General features: G+C 73.4%; 19 protein-coding genes. 10 read left to right on the top strand and 9 right to left on the bottom strand.

From position 1 onward, the window contains the following. Positions 1 to 124 precede the first annotated feature (124 nt). A complete protein-coding gene (locus AB0953_RS05455) occupies positions 125 to 904 on the bottom strand; it encodes a VOC family protein (RefSeq protein WP_366858069.1) in 780 nt (259 codons plus the stop codon). 179 nt (positions 905 to 1,083) lie between these two features. On the opposite strand from AB0953_RS05455, the gene AB0953_RS05450 reads away from it, so the two are divergent. Next, a complete protein-coding gene (locus tag AB0953_RS05450) occupies positions 1,084 to 1,449 on the top strand; it encodes a hypothetical protein (protein WP_366858068.1) in 366 nt (121 codons plus the stop codon). A 166-nt stretch (positions 1,450 to 1,615) separates the two neighbouring features. Here AB0953_RS05450 and AB0953_RS05445 read toward each other — a convergent pair whose 3' ends face one another. Then, positions 1,616 to 1,915 carry a hypothetical protein gene (locus AB0953_RS05445; protein ID WP_366858067.1) on the bottom strand — a complete coding sequence of 100 codons (300 nt, stop codon included), beginning with the start codon at positions 1,913 to 1,915 and terminating at the stop codon, positions 1,616 to 1,618. Between the two features lie 235 nt (positions 1,916 to 2,150). Between AB0953_RS05445 and AB0953_RS05440 the strand changes: the two genes are divergently transcribed. From AB0953_RS05440 to AB0953_RS05415, 6 genes are all read left to right on the top strand, one after another. Then, positions 2,151 to 3,341 (top strand): zinc-dependent alcohol dehydrogenase, encoded by a 1,191-nt coding sequence (locus tag AB0953_RS05440; RefSeq protein ID WP_366858066.1) that lies wholly within the window; start codon positions 2,151 to 2,153, stop codon positions 3,339 to 3,341. Positions 3,342 to 3,513: 172 nt separating this feature from the next. Beyond that, positions 3,514 to 3,852, top strand: coding sequence for an STAS domain-containing protein (locus AB0953_RS05435; protein WP_366858065.1), 339 nt, complete (start codon positions 3,514 to 3,516; stop codon positions 3,850 to 3,852). 96 nt (positions 3,853 to 3,948) lie between these two features. Next, on the top strand, positions 3,949 to 4,500 hold the full coding sequence (locus AB0953_RS05430; protein WP_366858064.1) for a hypothetical protein: 552 nt from the start codon (positions 3,949 to 3,951) through the stop codon (positions 4,498 to 4,500). Positions 4,501 to 4,520: 20 nt separating this feature from the next. After that, entirely contained in the window at positions 4,521 to 5,120 is a 600-nt protein-coding gene (locus AB0953_RS05425) for a hypothetical protein (protein ID WP_366858063.1), read from the top strand. Between the two features lie 80 nt (positions 5,121 to 5,200). Continuing rightward, positions 5,201 to 6,133, top strand: a complete 933-nt coding sequence (locus tag AB0953_RS05420) for an endopeptidase (RefSeq protein WP_366858062.1) — start codon at positions 5,201 to 5,203, stop codon at positions 6,131 to 6,133. Further along, entirely contained in the window at positions 6,130 to 6,390 is a 261-nt protein-coding gene (locus AB0953_RS05415; protein ID WP_366858061.1) for a carboxypeptidase regulatory-like domain-containing protein, read from the top strand. The genes AB0953_RS05420 and AB0953_RS05415 overlap by 4 nt, the downstream gene beginning before the upstream one ends. Positions 6,391 to 6,454: 64 nt before the next feature. Here AB0953_RS05415 and AB0953_RS05410 read toward each other — a convergent pair whose 3' ends face one another. The 4 genes from AB0953_RS05410 to AB0953_RS05395 form a co-directional block, all read right to left on the bottom strand. After that, the gene (locus AB0953_RS05410; RefSeq protein ID WP_366858060.1) at positions 6,455 to 7,633 is read right to left on the bottom strand and encodes a cytochrome P450; all 1,179 of its coding nucleotides are present in this window, start codon (positions 7,631 to 7,633) and stop codon (positions 6,455 to 6,457) included. Beyond that, positions 7,630 to 8,331: a tRNA-dependent cyclodipeptide synthase gene (locus tag AB0953_RS05405; RefSeq protein ID WP_366858058.1), complete on the bottom strand. Its 702-nt coding sequence runs from the start codon at positions 8,329 to 8,331 to the stop codon at positions 7,630 to 7,632. Before AB0953_RS05405 ends, AB0953_RS05410 begins: the two co-directional genes overlap by 4 nt. 301 nt (positions 8,332 to 8,632) lie before the next feature. Continuing rightward, a complete protein-coding gene (locus AB0953_RS05400; RefSeq protein WP_366858057.1) occupies positions 8,633 to 8,935 on the bottom strand; it encodes an SHOCT domain-containing protein in 303 nt (100 codons plus the stop codon). A 42-nt stretch (positions 8,936 to 8,977) separates the two neighbouring features. Next, positions 8,978 to 9,433, bottom strand: a complete 456-nt coding sequence (locus AB0953_RS05395) for a DUF6325 family protein (RefSeq protein WP_366858056.1) — start codon at positions 9,431 to 9,433, stop codon at positions 8,978 to 8,980. Positions 9,434 to 9,662: 229 nt separating this feature from the next. Between AB0953_RS05395 and AB0953_RS05390 the strand changes: the two genes are divergently transcribed. Beyond that, positions 9,663 to 10,502 (top strand): class II glutamine amidotransferase, encoded by an 840-nt coding sequence (locus AB0953_RS05390; RefSeq protein WP_366858055.1) that lies wholly within the window; start codon positions 9,663 to 9,665, stop codon positions 10,500 to 10,502. Positions 10,503 to 10,552: 50 nt separating this feature from the next. Continuing rightward, complete coding sequence (locus AB0953_RS05385) at positions 10,553 to 11,236, top strand: DUF308 domain-containing protein (RefSeq protein ID WP_366858054.1); 684 nt, start codon at positions 10,553 to 10,555, stop codon at positions 11,234 to 11,236. Positions 11,237 to 11,288: 52 nt separating this feature from the next. On the opposite strand, the gene AB0953_RS05380 is transcribed toward AB0953_RS05385, so the two are convergent. After that, positions 11,289 to 11,906 (bottom strand): hypothetical protein, encoded by a 618-nt coding sequence (locus tag AB0953_RS05380; RefSeq protein ID WP_366858183.1) that lies wholly within the window; start codon positions 11,904 to 11,906, stop codon positions 11,289 to 11,291. A 328-nt stretch (positions 11,907 to 12,234) separates the two neighbouring features. Here AB0953_RS05380 and AB0953_RS05375 point away from each other — a divergent pair, with 328 nt between their 5' ends. Further along, entirely contained in the window at positions 12,235 to 14,046 is a 1,812-nt protein-coding gene (locus AB0953_RS05375) for a VanW family protein (RefSeq protein ID WP_366858053.1), read from the top strand. Positions 14,047 to 14,122: 76 nt separating this feature from the next. Here AB0953_RS05375 and AB0953_RS05370 read toward each other — a convergent pair whose 3' ends face one another. Further along, positions 14,123 to 14,347 (bottom strand): acyl-CoA carboxylase epsilon subunit, encoded by a 225-nt coding sequence (locus tag AB0953_RS05370; protein ID WP_366858052.1) that lies wholly within the window; start codon positions 14,345 to 14,347, stop codon positions 14,123 to 14,125. After that, the gene (locus tag AB0953_RS05365) at positions 14,344 to 15,588 is read right to left on the bottom strand and encodes a cytochrome P450 (protein ID WP_366858051.1); all 1,245 of its coding nucleotides are present in this window, start codon (positions 15,586 to 15,588) and stop codon (positions 14,344 to 14,346) included. Before AB0953_RS05365 ends, AB0953_RS05370 begins: the two co-directional genes overlap by 4 nt. Positions 15,589 to 15,811: the final 223 nt, after the last annotated feature.

The raw sequence follows: 15,811 nt of genomic DNA, 5'->3' as shown, positions 1-15,811 counted from the left end.
GGGAACACCGTCGGAACCACCCCCGGCCGGCCGCCCGTGCGCTCCGCGGCGGCCCCGCCCCCGCGTTCGCCGCCCGGCCGAGGTGTGGCCCGTACGCCCGCGGGAAGGCGCCGGGCAGCCGCGCTCAGGAGGGTGCCTGGTCGAGCGTGAACAGTGCGCCGTCCGGATCCTGCAGGGTCACCTCGCGCCGCTCCAGGGAGCCGGTGTCCTCCACCACGGTGCCGCCGTGGTCCAGCGCCGCGGCGACCGCCCGGTCCAGCGCCGCGCAGCGGAAGTGGACCAGCCAGCGGGGCCGGCGCTGGGGCTGGGGCGAACCCGCCTCGACGGGGCCGCTGTCCAGCCGGGCGACGGCCTCGCCGTCCTGGCGCAGCACCACCCGGTCCTCCTCGTACGACACCTCGCAGCAGCCGGCCTCGTTGTCGATCCACTCCAGCACCTCGCCGTAGAAGAGCGCGGCGTCGAATGCGTCCCGCGTGTGCAGTTCCAGCCAGACGGGGGCGCCGGCCCCGCCCACCTTCCAGCCCGCGGTCACCTGGCCCTCCCAGAGCCCGAACACCGCGCCCTCCCGGTCGGAGGCGAGCGCGGCCCGGCCCTGGGGCGGGTACGGGACCGGCCCGACCCCGACGGTGCCGCCGCGCTCGCGCACCCGGGCGACCGCCGCGTCGGCGTCGGCCACGGCGAAGTACGCCGTCCAGGCCACCGGGACGGCCAACTGGGCGGCGACCTCGGCGATGCCGGCGACGGGCACGCCGTCGTGCTCGGCCACGGTGATCGCCCGGCCCAGCCCGGACGGCCGGTACGACCAGCCGAGCACGGCCCCGTAGAAGCGTTCGGCCGCCTTGCGGTCGCGGGCCGCCAGGCTCAGCCAGCAGGGCGCACCCACCACATCCGCGGACACCAGCACGCGCGCTCACCTTCCTCCTCCAGCTGCGGGCTCCCGCCCTCCGGCTTCCCCCTGTGCCGCGGGCGCCTACCCCGCCGCCGCGATCCCACGCAGGACGGCCGGTACGGAGCGCCGCGGCGGGGGCAGGCGGATGCTGGAGGAGGGGCAGAGAGCCCGCCAGGCTGGGAGAGGAGCCCGCGATGAGCAACACAGAGGTGACGGTGGTGGTCAGCGACTGTGCCGAAGAGGACGCCCGTACGGTGTTCGCGGCCCTGGGGGAGGCCTTCACGGCGGAGAAGTCGGCCCTGCCGCGATCGGGCGGTGCGGCAGCGGGCGCGGCCACGGTCTGGACGTCCGTCTACGACGTCGCCGACCCGCGCGGGCGGGCCGGGCAGACCCCCGCCCGGCTCGCGCACCCCGTGACCCTCGAGGCCCAGGGCGGCTACCGGGCGGTGGACCGCGTGCTGGCCGAGCTGGACTCGGCCTTCGTGATCGACGCCGTGGGAACCGCGGCGGGCGACCAGGAGAAGGACGTCCACGTACGGCTCCACGGCCGCGAGGCCTGAAGCTGCCCGGCCGCAGGACCTTGAGCTCCGCGGCCGCAGGACCTGCGGCCGCGCGGCCGCAGACTTGAGCTCCGCGGCCGCTCCGCGGCCGCGAGGAGGCCTGAGGCCCCCCGCCCGGACGGGGCGCCCCGTTCCCGGAAGGGGGTCTCAGGCCCGTACGGCCTGCCTAGGCCCGGTCGCCGCGCCGCTTCGGCCCGTCCGCCCCGCGCGCCCCGTGACCGCTCTCCCCGGCGGTGCCCTCCGTCGGCGCGACGGTGGGCGCGCTCTTCTGCCGGGAGTCCCGCTGGGCCCGCGGGCTCGGTGACAGGGCGTCCGCTGCCTCGCCCTCCTCGCCCCGTACGGCCCTGTCGCCTTCGGCGTCCGGCTTCGTGCGGCCGCGGCCGGCCGACGGCTGCCTGCGCCGGCTCTGCGGGCTGTCGTCGTCCAGCGGGACCCCTCCGGCTCCGCCCTGCTCCATCTCGTCCATGGCTTCGCTCCTTCCTGTCCGTCGTTGCGTGCCGACCCCGGGCGCCTACCCGGGTTCCGCGGGGCGTGTACCCGGCCGCGCCGCCCTCATGGGCCGGCCGTGGCCGGTTGTCGCCCCCCTGGCGCATGGCGGCGCGGAGGGCGGGCACGCGCAAGGGGCAACGACCACCCTTGCCCCGCCGTCGGCGCGGGTGCGCCGGCAGGCGCCGCACCGCGCCGCGAGGAGGACGACCACCATGCGCGCACTGACCTGGCAGGGCCGCGAAGACGTCCGGGTCGAGAACGTTCCCGATCCCGCCGTCCAGGACCCCACCGACATCGTCGTCAAGGTGACGACCACCGGCATCTGCGGATCGGACCTGCACCTGTACTCCGTGCTCGGCGCCTACATCGACCCGGGGGACGTCCTCGGCCACGAGGCCATGGGCATCGTCGAGGAGACCGGACCCGAGGTCCGCACCCTCTCCCCGGGCGACCGCGTCGTCGTCCCCTTCAACATCTCCTGCGGCACCTGCTTCATGTGCAGCCGCGGCCTGCACTCCCAGTGCGAGACCACACAGGTCCGGGAGCACGGCAAGGGCGCCGCCCTGTTCGGCTACACCAAGCTCTATGGACAGGTCCCCGGCGGGCAGGCCGAGTACCTGCGCGTGCCGTTCGGCGACACCCTGCCCGTGAAGGTGCCGAGCGGCCCGCCCGACGAACGCTTCGTGTACCTCTCCGACGTCCTGCCGACGGCCTGGCAGGCCGTGGAGTACGCCGGCCTGCCGCCCGGCGGCTCGCTGACGGTCCTCGGCCTCGGCCCCATCGGCCAGATGGCCGCCCGCATCGCCCTGCACCGCGGCGCCGGCCTCGTCATCGGCGTCGACCTGGTCGACGCCCGCCTCGAGCGGGCCCGCTCGCTCGGGGTGCACACGCTCGACCTGCGCGAGGTCTCCGGCGACGGCGGCCTGACCGCGGCCGTGGCCGACCTCACCGACGGGCGCGGCAGCGACGGCGTCATCGACGCCGTCGGCATGGAGGCCCACGGATCGACCGCCGCCTCCCTGGCCCAGAAGGCCACCGCGATGCTGCCCGACTCCCTCGCGCGCCCGCTCATGGAGCACCTCGGCATCGACCGCATGGGGGCCCTGCACGCGGCCATCGACCTGGTCCGGCGCGGCGGCACCCTGTCCGTCTCCGGCGTCTACGGCGGTGCCGTCGACCCGATGCCGCTGCTGACCATGTTCGACAAGCAGATCCAGGTCCGCATGGGCCAGGCCAACGTCCGCGCCTGGACGGACGCCATCCTGCCCCTGCTCACCGACGCCGACCCGCTCGGCGTCGAGGGCTTCGCCACCCACACCGTGCCGCTGGAGGAGGCCCCCGAGGCGTACGCCCGCTTCCAGGCCAAGGAAGACGGGATGATCAAGACGCTGCTCGTCCCCTGAACCGTGCCCAGCCCGGCTGAGCGGGCGGAGCGAATGGTCCGCAGCCGCCGGGGTAGGTGCACGACAGGCTTGGGAGGTGCCCATGGCAACGGCTTCTGGACCGGGACCGGCGGATCCGGCGGGGCACGGACGGCCTCGAGGGCCGTCCGGCACCGAACGGTTCTCCGTCGAAGTGCGGCCTTCGGACGGGGCCGTCGTCCTCCTGCTCTCGGGGGAACTCGACCACGACACGGCCGATCCGCTGCGGCAGGCCCTGGCCGCCGCCCTGGCGGGCGCCGGACCGGCCCGGCTGGTCATCGACTGCGGCCGGCTCCGGTTCTGCGATTCGACGGGCCTGAACGTGCTCCTGCGGGCCCGGATGGCGGCCCGCGCGGCGGGAGGGGGGCTGGAGCTGGCCGCGCTGCCCCGCCCGGTGGCCCGGATGTTCCGCCTCACCGGTGCCGACCAGGTCTTCCGCGTACACCCCGACCTGGAGGCCGCGCTGCAGGGCTCCGACCGGACCCGGACCTGAGGCCCGCCCCCTCCGGGCGCTCCCGGCGCGCGGGTTTGCCGGGGGCCCGCCGGGGCAGGCGCCGCACGAGTACGGACGCGAGCCCTGGAGGACGCGATGTCAACGGGAACCCTGCTGGCCATCATCATTCCCTGCGTCGTCGTGCTGATCGCACTCGGCGTGGGCCTGTGGATGATGGCACGCCGTCGCCGCCTCCAGCGGGAGTTCGGACCCGAGTACGGGCGCACCGTGCAGGAGACGGGAGGGTCGCTCGCGGCGGACCGCGAGCTGCGAAGCCGCCAGCAGCGGCACGACGAGCTGGACATCAAGCAGCTGTCGGCCGACCTCAGGCGTGAGTACGCCGACCAGTGGAGCCGGGTCCAGGAACGCTTCGTGGACGAGCCCGAGAACGCGGTCGCCCAGGCCGACGACCTGGTGACCCGGCTGATGCGGGACCGCGGCTATCCGACGGACGGGTACGAGCAGATGGTGAACGACCTGTCGGTCGAGCACAGCCGCACGCTCGACCACTTCCGCAGTGCGCACGAGGTGAAGGCCCGTACCGGTGGCGGAGAGGCCACGACCGAGGAGCTGCGCGGCGCCATGGTCCACTACCGGGCGCTCTTCGACGAGCTGTTGACGCCTCCCCGATCGGGAACCGACGAGTGAGTGGCGAATGAGTGAGGACCATGCGAGACGAAATCCACAGCGACCCCGGTGAACTGACGACCAAGGACCTGGCGGAGCCGGGGACCTCGGACGACGCGACGGCCGGCACCGGCACCGGCACGGACACTGGCACTGACACCGACACCGGTATCGGCACCGGCACCGGTACCGGCATCGGGGACTCGGCGGACCACCCCGCCTACCCGGGCGAGGCCACTCCCGAGGACAGCGGCCTGCCGGGCGCCGGCTCCACCGTCGGCGGGGAGGCGCCCGCGGACGAGGGCGCAGCCGCCGACGAGGGTACGCAGGGCGGCAACGCGTCCGTGGCCGAGACCAGCACCCCCGCCGAGGAGGAACCGCTGATGCCGGAGTCCGAGGCGGCTGACTTCCGCGATCAGTGGACCCGGATCCAGGGCGGCTTCGTCGACGACCCCCAGGAGGCCGTCCGTGCGGCCGACGCCCTGGTCGCCGCCGTCATGCAGCACCTGGCCGGCACCTTCTCCTCCCACAAGGAGTCCCTGGAGCAGCAGTGGCACAGCGGCGGCGAGGCGGCCACCGAGGACCTCCGCCTGGCGCTCCAGCGCTACCGTTCCTTCTTCAACCGCCTGCTGAGCACCTGAACACCGGGCCCCGCATGGCGATCAACGGGACTTGAGCCTTTCATGGTCCCTGGGGGCGTATCCGCACCCAGGGAGTTCCCATGCCGAACGGAAATCCGCACACGCCTGTCTCCAACCAGCCCGGGGAGCACACGACCGTCGTCCCTGAGCAGCCGATCCTGGAAGGCCCTTCCGAGGGCGTACAGGGCAAACCGACGCCGTTCACCTCCGACGGCCTGGAGCAGGTACCGGGCCACACCCGGACCGCATTCGACGCCGCGCCGCCGGAGACGTGGGTGGCGCCGACCGCCGTACTGCCGGACATCGGGCAGGCGTCCTTCGGACCGCCGGACGCACTGGAGACGGTGCACGGCCCCGACGACCGCGTCCAGATCACCGACACCACCGTCTACCCGTGGCGGGCGCACGCCTCGCTCCTGATCACCGCGGCCGACAACTCGCAGTGGATCGGCACCGGCTGGTTCATCGGCCCGCACACCCTGGCCACCGCGGGACACGTGGTGCACATCAAGAACAGCGGGGTGCCCGGGCGGGACGGCTGGGTCAAGAGCATCCAGGTGATGCCCGGCCGCAACGGCACGGCCCTGCCCTTCGGCTCGGTCACCAGCACCAACTTCCGCTCCGTCACCGGCTGGACCGACACCGGCGACGAGAACTTCGACTACGGCGCCATCATCATCCCCACCGAACTGGGCGCCACCACCGGCTGGTTCGGGTTCGGCGTCTGGCCCGACGCCGATCTGCTCAAGACCTCCGCCAACATCTCCGGCTACCCGGGCGACCAGCCGCCGGGAACCCAGTGGTACGACGGCCGGGGCATCAGCTCGGTGAACCCGCTGAAGGTCTTCTACGACATCGACACCTTCGGCGGACAGAGCGGCAGCGCGGTCTACCGCATCCACAACGGCGGCCGGTACGGCATCGCCGTCCACGCCTACGGCGGCGCGGTGACCAACTCGGGGACGCGCATCACCAAGGCCGTCCACGACAACCTGCTGCGCTGGAAGGCATGACCTCCTGGACGCTCGGCGGCGTGGTGCTCGACGCGCACGGCGATCCGGTGGCGGGCGCGGCCGTCGCCCTGGCCGGCGGGCCCGGGCCCTACCCGGACGTCGCCGCCCTGACCGGCGCCGACGGGCGGTTCTCGTTCGCGGTGTCCACCGCGGGCGTCTACACGGTGCAGTGCCGGGCCCCGGACGGCAGGACCGCCCGGGGCCCGGCGGAAGCCGGGGCCGGGGCCGGAGCACCGGTGGTGCTCCGGCTCGGCTGAGGCGGGCCCCCGAGGGGGCCCGCCCTGGTGCCCACGGGGGAGGGCGCCAGGGCGGCCGGGCGGGCTACCACATGACGGGCAGGCGCTCCGGCAGCCGCTTCATGAACCCGGTGCGCCACACCAGCTGCTCCAGGGGAACGGCGAGGCGCAGCTTCGGCATCGCCTCCAGCACGGCGGTCAGGCCGATCTCGGCGTGCTTCTTGCCCAGCGCCGTGGCCGGGCAGTAGTGCGAACCCCCGCCGAAGGAGAAGTGCGCGGAGGAGTTCTCCCGGTGGAAGTCCAGGACGTGCGGGTTCGGGAAGACCGACGGGTCGAAGTTGGCGCCCTCCGGCAGGACGAGGATCAGCTCGCCCGCCCGGACCTCCTGGCCGCCGAGGACGGTGTCCTCCATGGCCAGCCGGGGCAGCCCGTCGCCGATGGACAGGTTGATGCGCAGCAGCTCGTCCACGGCCCTCGGCATGATCTCCGGCTGCGCGGCGAGCTGGTCGAGCTCGGCGGGGTGCGTCAGCAGTGTGACCACGGCCATGGCGAGGAAGCCCGCCGTGGAGATGACGCCGGCCCCGAAGAGGGTCACGCCGACGGTGGCGAACATCTCGTCCGAGACGTGCTCGTACCCGGGGGTGCCGCGCAGCGCCGCGAGGTCGCCGATCAGACCGCCGGAGGTGTCGTCCAGCCGGTCCTTCATGTACGCGATGTCCCGGTCCCAGTTGAGGCGGGCGGCGGGTATCTCGGTGGCCGAGTTCATGAACGCGATCGGCAGGGACTCCGACAACAGCGCGGCGTCCTCCAGCGGGATGCCCAGCATGTGGCAGTGCAGCGCCTCGCTGAACGGGTCGGTGAACATGGAGCGGATGTCCACGGGCGCCCCGTGCCTGAGCATCTTCTCGACGAGCTCGGCGGCGTGGGAGCGCATGAACTCCTGCAGGCCGGGGGCCTTGGGGTTGATGGCCTTCATGACGGCCTTGCGCAGGCCCGCGCCGGTGATGTTGCCCATGTTGTTGACGACCTCGGGCGGGATCGTCAGCGCGTACTGGCGCGGCACACCGGGGTCGGAGGTGTTCTTGAGGCTGAACCGGTCGTCCTCCAGCACCTGCTTGACCAGCTCGTACGAGGAGACCAGCCAGGCCTCGGCGCCTGCGATGGTGCGGACCTTGGTGATCGGCGGCAGCTCCTGGACCTCGGTGGGCAGTCGGGTGCCGTCCCAGGTGAAGGGGAAGTCGAGGATCGTCTCGGCGGTGGTCATCGGAGGTCTCCTTCGGCGGGGGTCACGATGGCGTGGCCTTGGTTGCGCGAAGCCCGCAGGCCGGCGCCGCGCGCGTAGAGCAGGTCGGCCATGGGCAGGGCCGCGTGGTAGCAGTTCAGCGAGGACGGCACGCCCATGATCGCGGGGGTGTCGAGGAACAGCGGGGCCTCGGCGGACACGTAGTCGATGCACACCTGGCGCTGGCGCGCCGTCGGCGTTCCCCCGTCCAGCACCTTGGACGACAGGAAGATGTCGACCAGCGCGTTGCAGGTCTCGCGGAAGGCGGGATCGGTGTCGAGCCGTGCGGTGAGGTCGGTGTGGATGCGGCGGTACGCGGGGATGTCGCGCAGCGCCGACATCGGCCGCCCGCGCAGCCGTTCGCCGGTCGGGTCGGTCTCGGCGACGGCGGCGGTCACCTTGGCGCGGACTCCGCGGAGGTTCTTGACGGCCTTGCGGCGGGCGTCGTCCTCCGAGTAGCCGAGGGCCTCGTACATCTCGGCCACGTACAAGTCCGTATAGATGAGGTCGACTTGCTCGAAGTTGTCGAGTCCCCACAGCGCCAGGTCCTGCACGCGCTGGGCGGAGAAATAGGAGTTGCCGGGGCTGATGCCGATGACGGCGTGCGCGCCTTCGTCGGCGATGACCTGGCAGTGCGGAGTGTAGGGCTCGACCGTGAACGCAGAAGTGGTTGTGGTCATGGATGTTGGTCGCATCCTTGACGTCGCAATTCCCCGAGTGGGCTCCCTGCCCAGGGTGCGGCGGCGTCGGCGACAACCTACACAGTGTGATCGTCTTGTCGCCACACGTCGTCCACATGTCGAAAGCTGTTCACGTGCCGACAGGATGGCGTTCACACGGCCGGAGGGTTTCGTTCCGGCCGTTCGTTCCGCATACCGGCCGCCCGACCGGTCACCGCGCCCTCCGGGCAAGCCCGTTCGTACCACGGGTCGTTGGTGTACACACGTTCCGCTTCCGCCGGGTGGCCCCGCTGGTGCGGTCTCAGCTGTTGAGGATGCGGGCCTTCTGCGCGGCGAATTCCTCCTCGGTGAGGATGCCCTGCTCCTTCAGCTCGGAGAGCTCCTTGAGCTGGCCGATCTTGTCGTCCATGCCGACCGCGGCCGGTGCGGCGGGGGCCGGCGGCGGGGCCTGCGGCGCCGCGGGGGCCTCGGCGTAGTAGGGCTGCTGCTCCTCGGCCTGTCGGGCCCAGCGGCCCGCCTGGCGGCGGGAGACACGGTTGGAGACGGCGGTGGCCGTCCCGGCGACGACGGCGGTGCGTGCGACGCCGCGAAGGAGTCCGGGCATGGTTGCCTGCCTTGGTGGGAGCGGATGGGGTAGGGGAGGGAGTCAGTCGGAGGACTCGAGCGCGTCGAGCGCCGCGATCACCTCCTGGACCGGCACGCGCCCGCTCGCGATCATCCGGGCGTCGGCGCGGCGCAGGGCGGCGGCCAGCGGCGCGGCCCACAGGTTCTCGTACAGGAGCACGGCGGCGGAATCCCCCGGCTGGAGGAGGGACCCGGCCTCGGAGAGGTCGTCGTCGCCGAGCAGCCCCGAGGAGGCCCCTTCGAAAACGGTGAGGTCGGGCCGGCCGTCACCCGTCACGTCGGCCAGTTCCAGACCGCGCACCGTGCCGTCCTCGTCCTTCGTGAAGAAGGCGAGGTCGAGGATCCGGATGATGCCGCGGTCGACCAGGTCGACCAGCAGGGGCATCCCCTCGCCGGTCAGGTGGCTGCCCGGGAACTCGACAACCAGGTAGTCGATGGGTCCCAGCTCGTGGAGCCGGTCGCTGGATTCTGTGGTCACGTCTCCTCCTGTCGCAAGGCCCGGAACGATCCGGGGCACCTCACACCGCCCCGAGCGTAGGCAGCGGCACGGCGGCGGGGGATCACCCCCGGCGGGTGATGCACGGGCCCGCGGCGCGCACCGATGCTCGAGGAGCGCCAGGCCTCCACGCCTGGGCCGGCTCACGCCCCGCGCCGCTCGGCGGCCCCGGCCCGTGAGCCCCGTGACCTCGGAAAAGGAGTGATCGACCATGTGCCGGTGGCTCGCCTACTCGGGAACGCCCCTGCTCCTCGACACGATCCTCTACCGGCCCCAGCACTCCCTGATCGACCAGAGCCTGCACGCGCGCATGGGCGTGGAGACGACGAACGGCGACGGGTTCGGCATCGGCTGGTACGCCCCGGAGTCGGGCAGCGACACCCCGGCGATCCTGCGCGACGTCGGGCCCGCGTGGAACAACCGCAACCTGCGGGAGATCGCCCAGCACGTGAAGTCCCCCCTGCTCTTCGCCCACATCCGGGCCTCGACCGGCACGGCCGTGCAGCAGACGAACTGCCACCCCTTCCGGTACGGCCGCTGGATGTGGATGCACAACGGCTCCATCGCGGGCTTCCACCAGATGCGCAGGGAGCTGAGCCTGGCCGTCGACCCCCGGCTCTTCCTGGACATCGAGGGCACCACCGACTCGGAGCTGATGTTCTTCCTCGCCATGACCTTCGGCCTGGAGGACGATCCGCCGCAGGCGGTGGCCCGGATGGTGGGCCACGTCGAACGGACCGGCCGCGAGCACGGCGTTGCCGACCCCGTGCAGATGACCGTCGCCGTGACGGACGGCACGGCGGTGTGGGCCTTCCGCTACGCCAGCGGGGGAACCGCCCGCTCGCTCTACTACAGCACCAAGGTGGACTCCCTGCGGGCCCTGCACCCCGACGCCGCGTACCTCCGGGAGCTGTCCGAGGAGACCCGGCTCGTCGTGTCGGAACCCCTCGGGGACCTTCCCGGTGCCTGGAACGAGGTGCCGGAGCACAGCTACGGGGTCGTGCGCGCCGGGCATGACTCGCTCCACCCGTTCACCCCGGTGCCGGCCTGAGACCGGTGCCGGGCCAGGCAGTTTTCGCGACCCGGCCCCGAGGAGGAGCCATGACCATGCCGCAACGACCGGAGCCGGGGTCGGGCCCGGACCGACCCGCCGACCGACCGCCCTTCGACCGACCGCCGCCCGACCAACCGCCTCCCGAGCGTGCCTTCGAGGACGTGGGCGCAGCCGTGCGGGCCGACCCCTTCGGCGGGCTGTCGGTACTGGGAGCCTCGTGGAAGTGGGCCCTGGGCTCGGCGCTCGTCACCCTGGCCGCGGGCATCCTCGTCCTGGTCTGGCCGGACGAGACCCTGCACGTCCTGGCCGTCCTCATCGGGCTGTACCTGCTGCTGGGAGGCTTGTTCCGGTTCGTGTCGGCGTTCTCCCGGCACGAGCACGGCGAGCGGTGGCCGACCCTCCTCGCGGGGGTGGTGTTCGTCATCGCCGGAGTGCTGTGCCTGCGCGGACCACAGCAGACCATCACCGTCCTCGCGCTGATCGTCGGCATGGTGTGGCTCGTCTCCGGCATGCTGGGCGCCTGCCGCGCCGTCGTGATCAAGGACCTCCCGCACCGCGGCCTCACCTTCGGCCTCGCCCTGCTCGGCGTCGTCGCGGGCGTGGTCGTCCTGTGCCTGCCGATCGAGTCCGCCGTCGCCCTGACCAGGCTCCTCGGCCTGTGGCTCGTCCTGCTCGGCGCGGCGGAGCTGGTCGCCGCGTTCGCCCTGCGCTCGGCCTTCCGACACGCCTGAGCTCCGCCGCCGCGGCGGGGTCCGACGCCCCCGCCGGCGCCGCGGCACCGGCCTACGCCGCGGCCGACGGCGTGCCGGCGGCCACCGGGCCGGCCGCCGGCGGCAGCGCGAACCGCCGCAGGAAGAACTGGGCGAGCGGGCCGATGGCCAGCGCGTACGCCACCGTGCCCACGCCGACGGTGCCGCCGAGGAGGTATCCGGCCGCGAGGACCGTCACCTCGATCCCGGTGCGCACCAGCCGCAGCGAGCGCCCGGTCCGCCGGTGCAGCCCGGTCATCAGGCCGTCGCGCGGGCCGGGGCCGAAGGCGGCGGCGATGTACAGGCCGGTGGCGGCGCCGTTGAGCACGATGCCCGCCGCGAGCAGGGCCGCCTGGGGCGCCGCGCCGTGCACCCCCGGCACCACCGCCAGCGTGGCGTCCATGGACAGCCCGACGGCGAACACGTTGGAGACGGTGCCGAGCCCCGGGCGCTGCCGCATCGGCACCCACAGCAGCAGCACCAGCGCGCCCACGGCCACCGAGACGGTGCCGATGCTCCACCCGGTCCGCTCGGCGAGCCCCTGGTGGAAGACGTCCCAGGGGTCCAGGCCCAGGCCCGCCCGCACCAGTAGCGCCGAGCTCGCGCCGTACAGGGCGAGGCCCGCGTAGAGCTGGACGAGCCGACGGGGCAGGCGACCGGCGGCGCGGGCGGAGGCGCCGACGGCGGAGGCGCCGGGGGCGGCGGAGGAGGAGCGCACGGCGGGGGCCACGGTGGAGCGCACGGGGTGCCTTTCATGGGAGCCAAAGAGCGAGGGATCCCACGGTGTGGTATCTGCGGCATCCCCGCCCAGGGCCAATCCGAGGCAAGTGGACCTTCTTTCCCCGGGTGGACCGCCGCTCCCCTCGCAGGCCGGTCCTCCTACGTGAGAACACGCACATTTTTGACCCGTTTGGTCCGAATTGGTGAATCCTGGTCGGTGACCCGGCGCCCCCCGCGCCCGTTCCAGTCACGGGAGAGACATGCCACGCGTACACCGCCTGAGGGCGAACTGGCGGACGGCCCTGCCCCTCGCGGGCGGCGCCGCCGTCCTCGGCTTCGGCGGCCTCTACCTCGCCGGCCTCGCCGCGGCAGGCGACGCCATCGCCGACGGCACCACCGTGCGCGGCGTCGACCTCGGCGGCATGAGCCGCACGGAGGCCGAGGCCGCACTCGACCGCACCCTCGGCCGGGCCGCCGCCGCCCCGATCGCCCTGCGGATCGACGACCGGACCGCCCAGGCCGAGCCCGCCGCCTTCGGGCTCTCCCTGGACACCGCGGCCACCGCACGGCGCGCCGCACAGACCTCTTCCGACCCGCTCACCGTGATCGGCCGCCTGTTCGGCGCCGCCGAGCCCCGCGAGGTCGAGCCCGTCATCCGCAGCGACGGCTCCACCGACCGGGCCGCGGCCGAGCGCCTCGCCGGCGCCGGGCGCACACCCCGCGACGGCGCCATCACCTTCGAGGACGGCGCGGCCCGGGTCGTCGCCCCCACCACCGGCGTCACCGTCCGGGCCGACCGGGCGGCCGCCGCCGTACGGGCCGCCTACCTGCGCCCGCAGACCGCGCCCGTGGCGGTGCCGGTCGAGCTCACCCCGCCGGCCGTGGACGCCGGGGAGACCGAGCGGGCCCTGAAGGAGTTCGCCGAGCCGGCGATGTCCGGCCCCGTCACCCTCACCCTCGCCGGGAAGCCCGTCACCCTCACCCCGGCCGTGATCGGCCGCCACCTCACGGTGAAGCCCGACGGCCAGGGCAGGCTCGTCCCGCAGCTCGACGCCGAGGGGCTGCTGGCCGAGCCCGAGGTCGCCCGGCAGATCTCCGCCCTCACCACCCCCTCGCGCGGCGCCACCTTCGGGGTGGACGCGGCGGGCCGGGCGGTCGTCGTCCAGGACGGCCGCAGCGGGCTCCGGGTCACCGCCAAGGCCCTGGGCGACGCGGTGATGCCGCTGCTCACCCGTACGGGCGCCGCCCGCACCGGGGAGCTGGCGGCGACGGCCGTGCCGCCGAAGCTGACCGCGGCCGACGCCCGGCGCCTCGGCATCAAGGAGAAGGTCTCCTCCTTCACCGTCCGCTTCCCGGTCGCCCCGTACCGCACCACCAACATCGGGCGCGCCGTCGAGCGGATCAACGGCTCCGTCGTCCTGCCGGGCGAGACCTGGAGCTTCAACAAGACGGTCGGCGAGCGGACCAGGGAGAACGGCTTCGTCGACGGCATCATGATCAACGACGGCCGGTTCGTGAAGTCGCCGGGCGGCGGGGTCTCGGCGGTCGCGACGACCATGTACAACGCCGCGTTCTTCGCGGGCGTCAAGCCCGTCGAGCACGGCGCGCACTCGTTCTACATCGAGCGGTACCCCGAGGGCCGCGAGGCGACGGTGGCCTGGGGCAGCCTCGACCTGCGCTGGCTGAACGACTCGGGCCACGCCCTCTACGTCAAGGCCGAGTCCACCGACTCCTCGGTGACCATCACCCTGCTCGGGACGAAGAAGTACGACGAGATCCGCTCGGTCAAGGGCCCGCGCACGAACACCGTGCCGCCGGCGAAGATCGCCGGTTCCGGTCCCGCGTGCGAGGTGCAGACGCCCCTGGAGGGCTTCGACGTGGCGGTCGACCGCGTCTTCGTCCAGGGCGGCCGGGAGGTCAAGCGGGAGACCTACCGCACGCACTACATCCCGCGCGACGAGGTCACCTGCGACCCGCAGACCCCTGCGGCCCCGTCCGCGCCGGCGGCTCCTTCGGCCCCGGCCGCCGCCGCGGCCCCGGCAGCACCTGCGGCACCCGGCGGCACGGCCTGAGCCGAGCCGCCGGCAGGCGCCGCGGCCCCCGTCACCCCTGTGGCCTCCCCTGCCCCGGCCGGGCCCGCCCTTCCCCTCAGTGGGTGAAGGGCGAGCCCGGCCGGGCCCGCCACGACTGCGCGGGATGGTGGATGACGGACGGCAGGTTGCGGTCCCAGTGGGCGCGGTGGCGCCGCGTGGAGCGCGGCGCCACGTCCGCCTCGGACGCGCGCGCCAGCATCAGCAGGGCGGCCGTGAGGGCCGCCAGTTCTATGTGGTCCGGGACGCCGCGGACCACCCGTATCCGGTGCCGGCCCTTCACCAGGACACCGGCAGGTTCTTGGGGCCGCGGATCAGCCCGCCGCGCTGCCATTCGACCTGCTCCGGCGGGACCGCCAGGGCGAGGCGCGGGTAGCGCCGCAGCAGGGTCCTGAGCATGAGCTCGGACTCCATCCGGGCCAGCATCGAGCCGACGCAGTGGTGCGGGCCGTTGCCGAAGGCCATGTGGGCGATGGGCCCGCGGTCGAAGTCGAGCGTGTCCGGGTCCGGGAAGACCTCGGGGTCGCGGTTGGCCGCGAGGTACGAGGAGTAGACCGCCTCCCCGGCCTTGATCGTGACCCCGGCGATCTCGATGTCGCGCGTCGCGATCCTCGGCAGGCCCACGCCGTTGCGGTGCGGGATGAAGCGCAGCAGCTCGTCGACCGCCTGCGGGATCAGCTCCGGCTCGGCGCGCAGCCGCTGGAGGTGCTGCGGATGGGTGAGCAGGGCGTAGACCATGTTGGCGCTGTTGTTGCGGACCGCGTGCGCGCCGCTCACCAGGATGGCGGTCGCCAGGGAGACGGCCTCGTCATCGGTGATCTCGCCGGCCTCCGCCGCGGCGGTCAGCACCCCGCCGAGGTCGTCGCTGTGCTTCTTGCGGCGCATGTCGAGCAGGGCGACGACGGTCTCGCGGACCGTCTTGAGGGCGTCGACGCTCTGCGCGGGGGCCGGGCCCGGCGTCATGGCCACGTTCGCCCACGAGGTCATGTCCGCCCGCATCTCCTGCGGCATGCCCAGCAGGTCGGCCACGGCCGCGAGCGGGAGCGGGCCGTGCAGGTGCTCCACGAGGTCCGCCGGCGAGCCGTGTTCCTCCATCGCGTCCAGCAGCCCGTCGAGGGTCCGCTGCACGGTCGGCTCCAGCTTCTTCATGGCCTTGCCGGTGAAGGCGCGGGCCACCACGCGCCGCATGTCGTTCAGCCGGGGCGGGTCGGCGTAGTTCAAGGACGCCTTCTGCGAGGCGATCGCGTGCGGGGAGGAGGCGGTCACCGACCGGCCGACCAGCTGCGACCTGCTGAAGCGCGGGTCGGTCGTGGCCGCCTTGACGTCGGCGTAGCGCGCCATGAGCCAGGCGCTGCCCTCGCCGAACGGCAGCTGCACGCGGGTGGCCCGGCCGTCCTTCAGCCGGTCGTGGAGGAACGGATCGAAGTCCAGGGCCTCGAAGTCGTCCAGGCTCCAGACGTGCACCGGTTCGTCCGGGGACGGCTCCGTACCGGGCCCCGGAGCCGTGCGCGGTTCTGACGTCATGGTTCATCTCCCTGCGTGGATGGCACCCCCCAAGGCGCGTTTCCGCGGGGAAATCGGCTTCCGCCGGGAAAGCGGCAGACCCATCCCTTCCCGCTCGCCACACGCGTCGCTGCCTTCCCCGGGCAGCGTCACCGGATTGGCCCATGTCCCCCAACGCCGTAGTCCCGCGCGCGCTTCGGCCGCAGGTCCGTGAGGCTGTGTCAGACACGAAAGGAGAGCCACC

The sequence above is a fragment of the Streptomyces sp. NPDC046866 genome (genome assembly GCF_040704625.1).
Classification (GTDB): domain Bacteria; phylum Actinomycetota; class Actinomycetes; order Streptomycetales; family Streptomycetaceae; genus Streptomyces.
The sequence above is the reverse complement of the archived record's forward strand: the minus strand, read 5'-3'. Positions and strand labels throughout refer to the sequence as shown.

What these genes read in the sequence shown, in the direction of transcription:
- AB0953_RS05450 (WP_366858068.1), top strand. Translation starts at nt 1,084, where the DNA reads ATGAGCAACACAGAGGTGACGGTGGTGGTCAGCGACTGTGCCGAAGAG.
- AB0953_RS05445 (WP_366858067.1), bottom strand. Translation starts at nt 1,915, where the DNA reads ATGGACGAGATGGAGCAGGGCGGAGCCGGAGGGGTCCCGCTGGACGAC.
- AB0953_RS05440 (WP_366858066.1), top strand. Translation starts at nt 2,151, where the DNA reads ATGCGCGCACTGACCTGGCAGGGCCGCGAAGACGTCCGGGTCGAGAAC.
- AB0953_RS05430 (WP_366858064.1), top strand. Translation starts at nt 3,949, where the DNA reads ATGTCAACGGGAACCCTGCTGGCCATCATCATTCCCTGCGTCGTCGTG.
- AB0953_RS05425 (WP_366858063.1), top strand. Translation starts at nt 4,521, where the DNA reads ATGCGAGACGAAATCCACAGCGACCCCGGTGAACTGACGACCAAGGAC.
- AB0953_RS05420 (WP_366858062.1), top strand. Translation starts at nt 5,201, where the DNA reads ATGCCGAACGGAAATCCGCACACGCCTGTCTCCAACCAGCCCGGGGAG.
- AB0953_RS05415 (WP_366858061.1), top strand. Translation starts at nt 6,130, where the DNA reads ATGACCTCCTGGACGCTCGGCGGCGTGGTGCTCGACGCGCACGGCGAT.
- AB0953_RS05410 (WP_366858060.1), bottom strand. Translation starts at nt 7,633, where the DNA reads ATGACCACCGCCGAGACGATCCTCGACTTCCCCTTCACCTGGGACGGC.
- AB0953_RS05405 (WP_366858058.1), bottom strand. Translation starts at nt 8,331, where the DNA reads ATGACCACAACCACTTCTGCGTTCACGGTCGAGCCCTACACTCCGCAC.
- AB0953_RS05400 (WP_366858057.1), bottom strand. Translation starts at nt 8,935, where the DNA reads ATGCCCGGACTCCTTCGCGGCGTCGCACGCACCGCCGTCGTCGCCGGG.
- AB0953_RS05390 (WP_366858055.1), top strand. Translation starts at nt 9,663, where the DNA reads ATGTGCCGGTGGCTCGCCTACTCGGGAACGCCCCTGCTCCTCGACACG.
- AB0953_RS05385 (WP_366858054.1), top strand. Translation starts at nt 10,553, where the DNA reads ATGACCATGCCGCAACGACCGGAGCCGGGGTCGGGCCCGGACCGACCC.
- AB0953_RS05375 (WP_366858053.1), top strand. Translation starts at nt 12,235, where the DNA reads ATGCCACGCGTACACCGCCTGAGGGCGAACTGGCGGACGGCCCTGCCC.
- AB0953_RS05365 (WP_366858051.1), bottom strand. Translation starts at nt 15,588, where the DNA reads ATGACGTCAGAACCGCGCACGGCTCCGGGGCCCGGTACGGAGCCGTCC.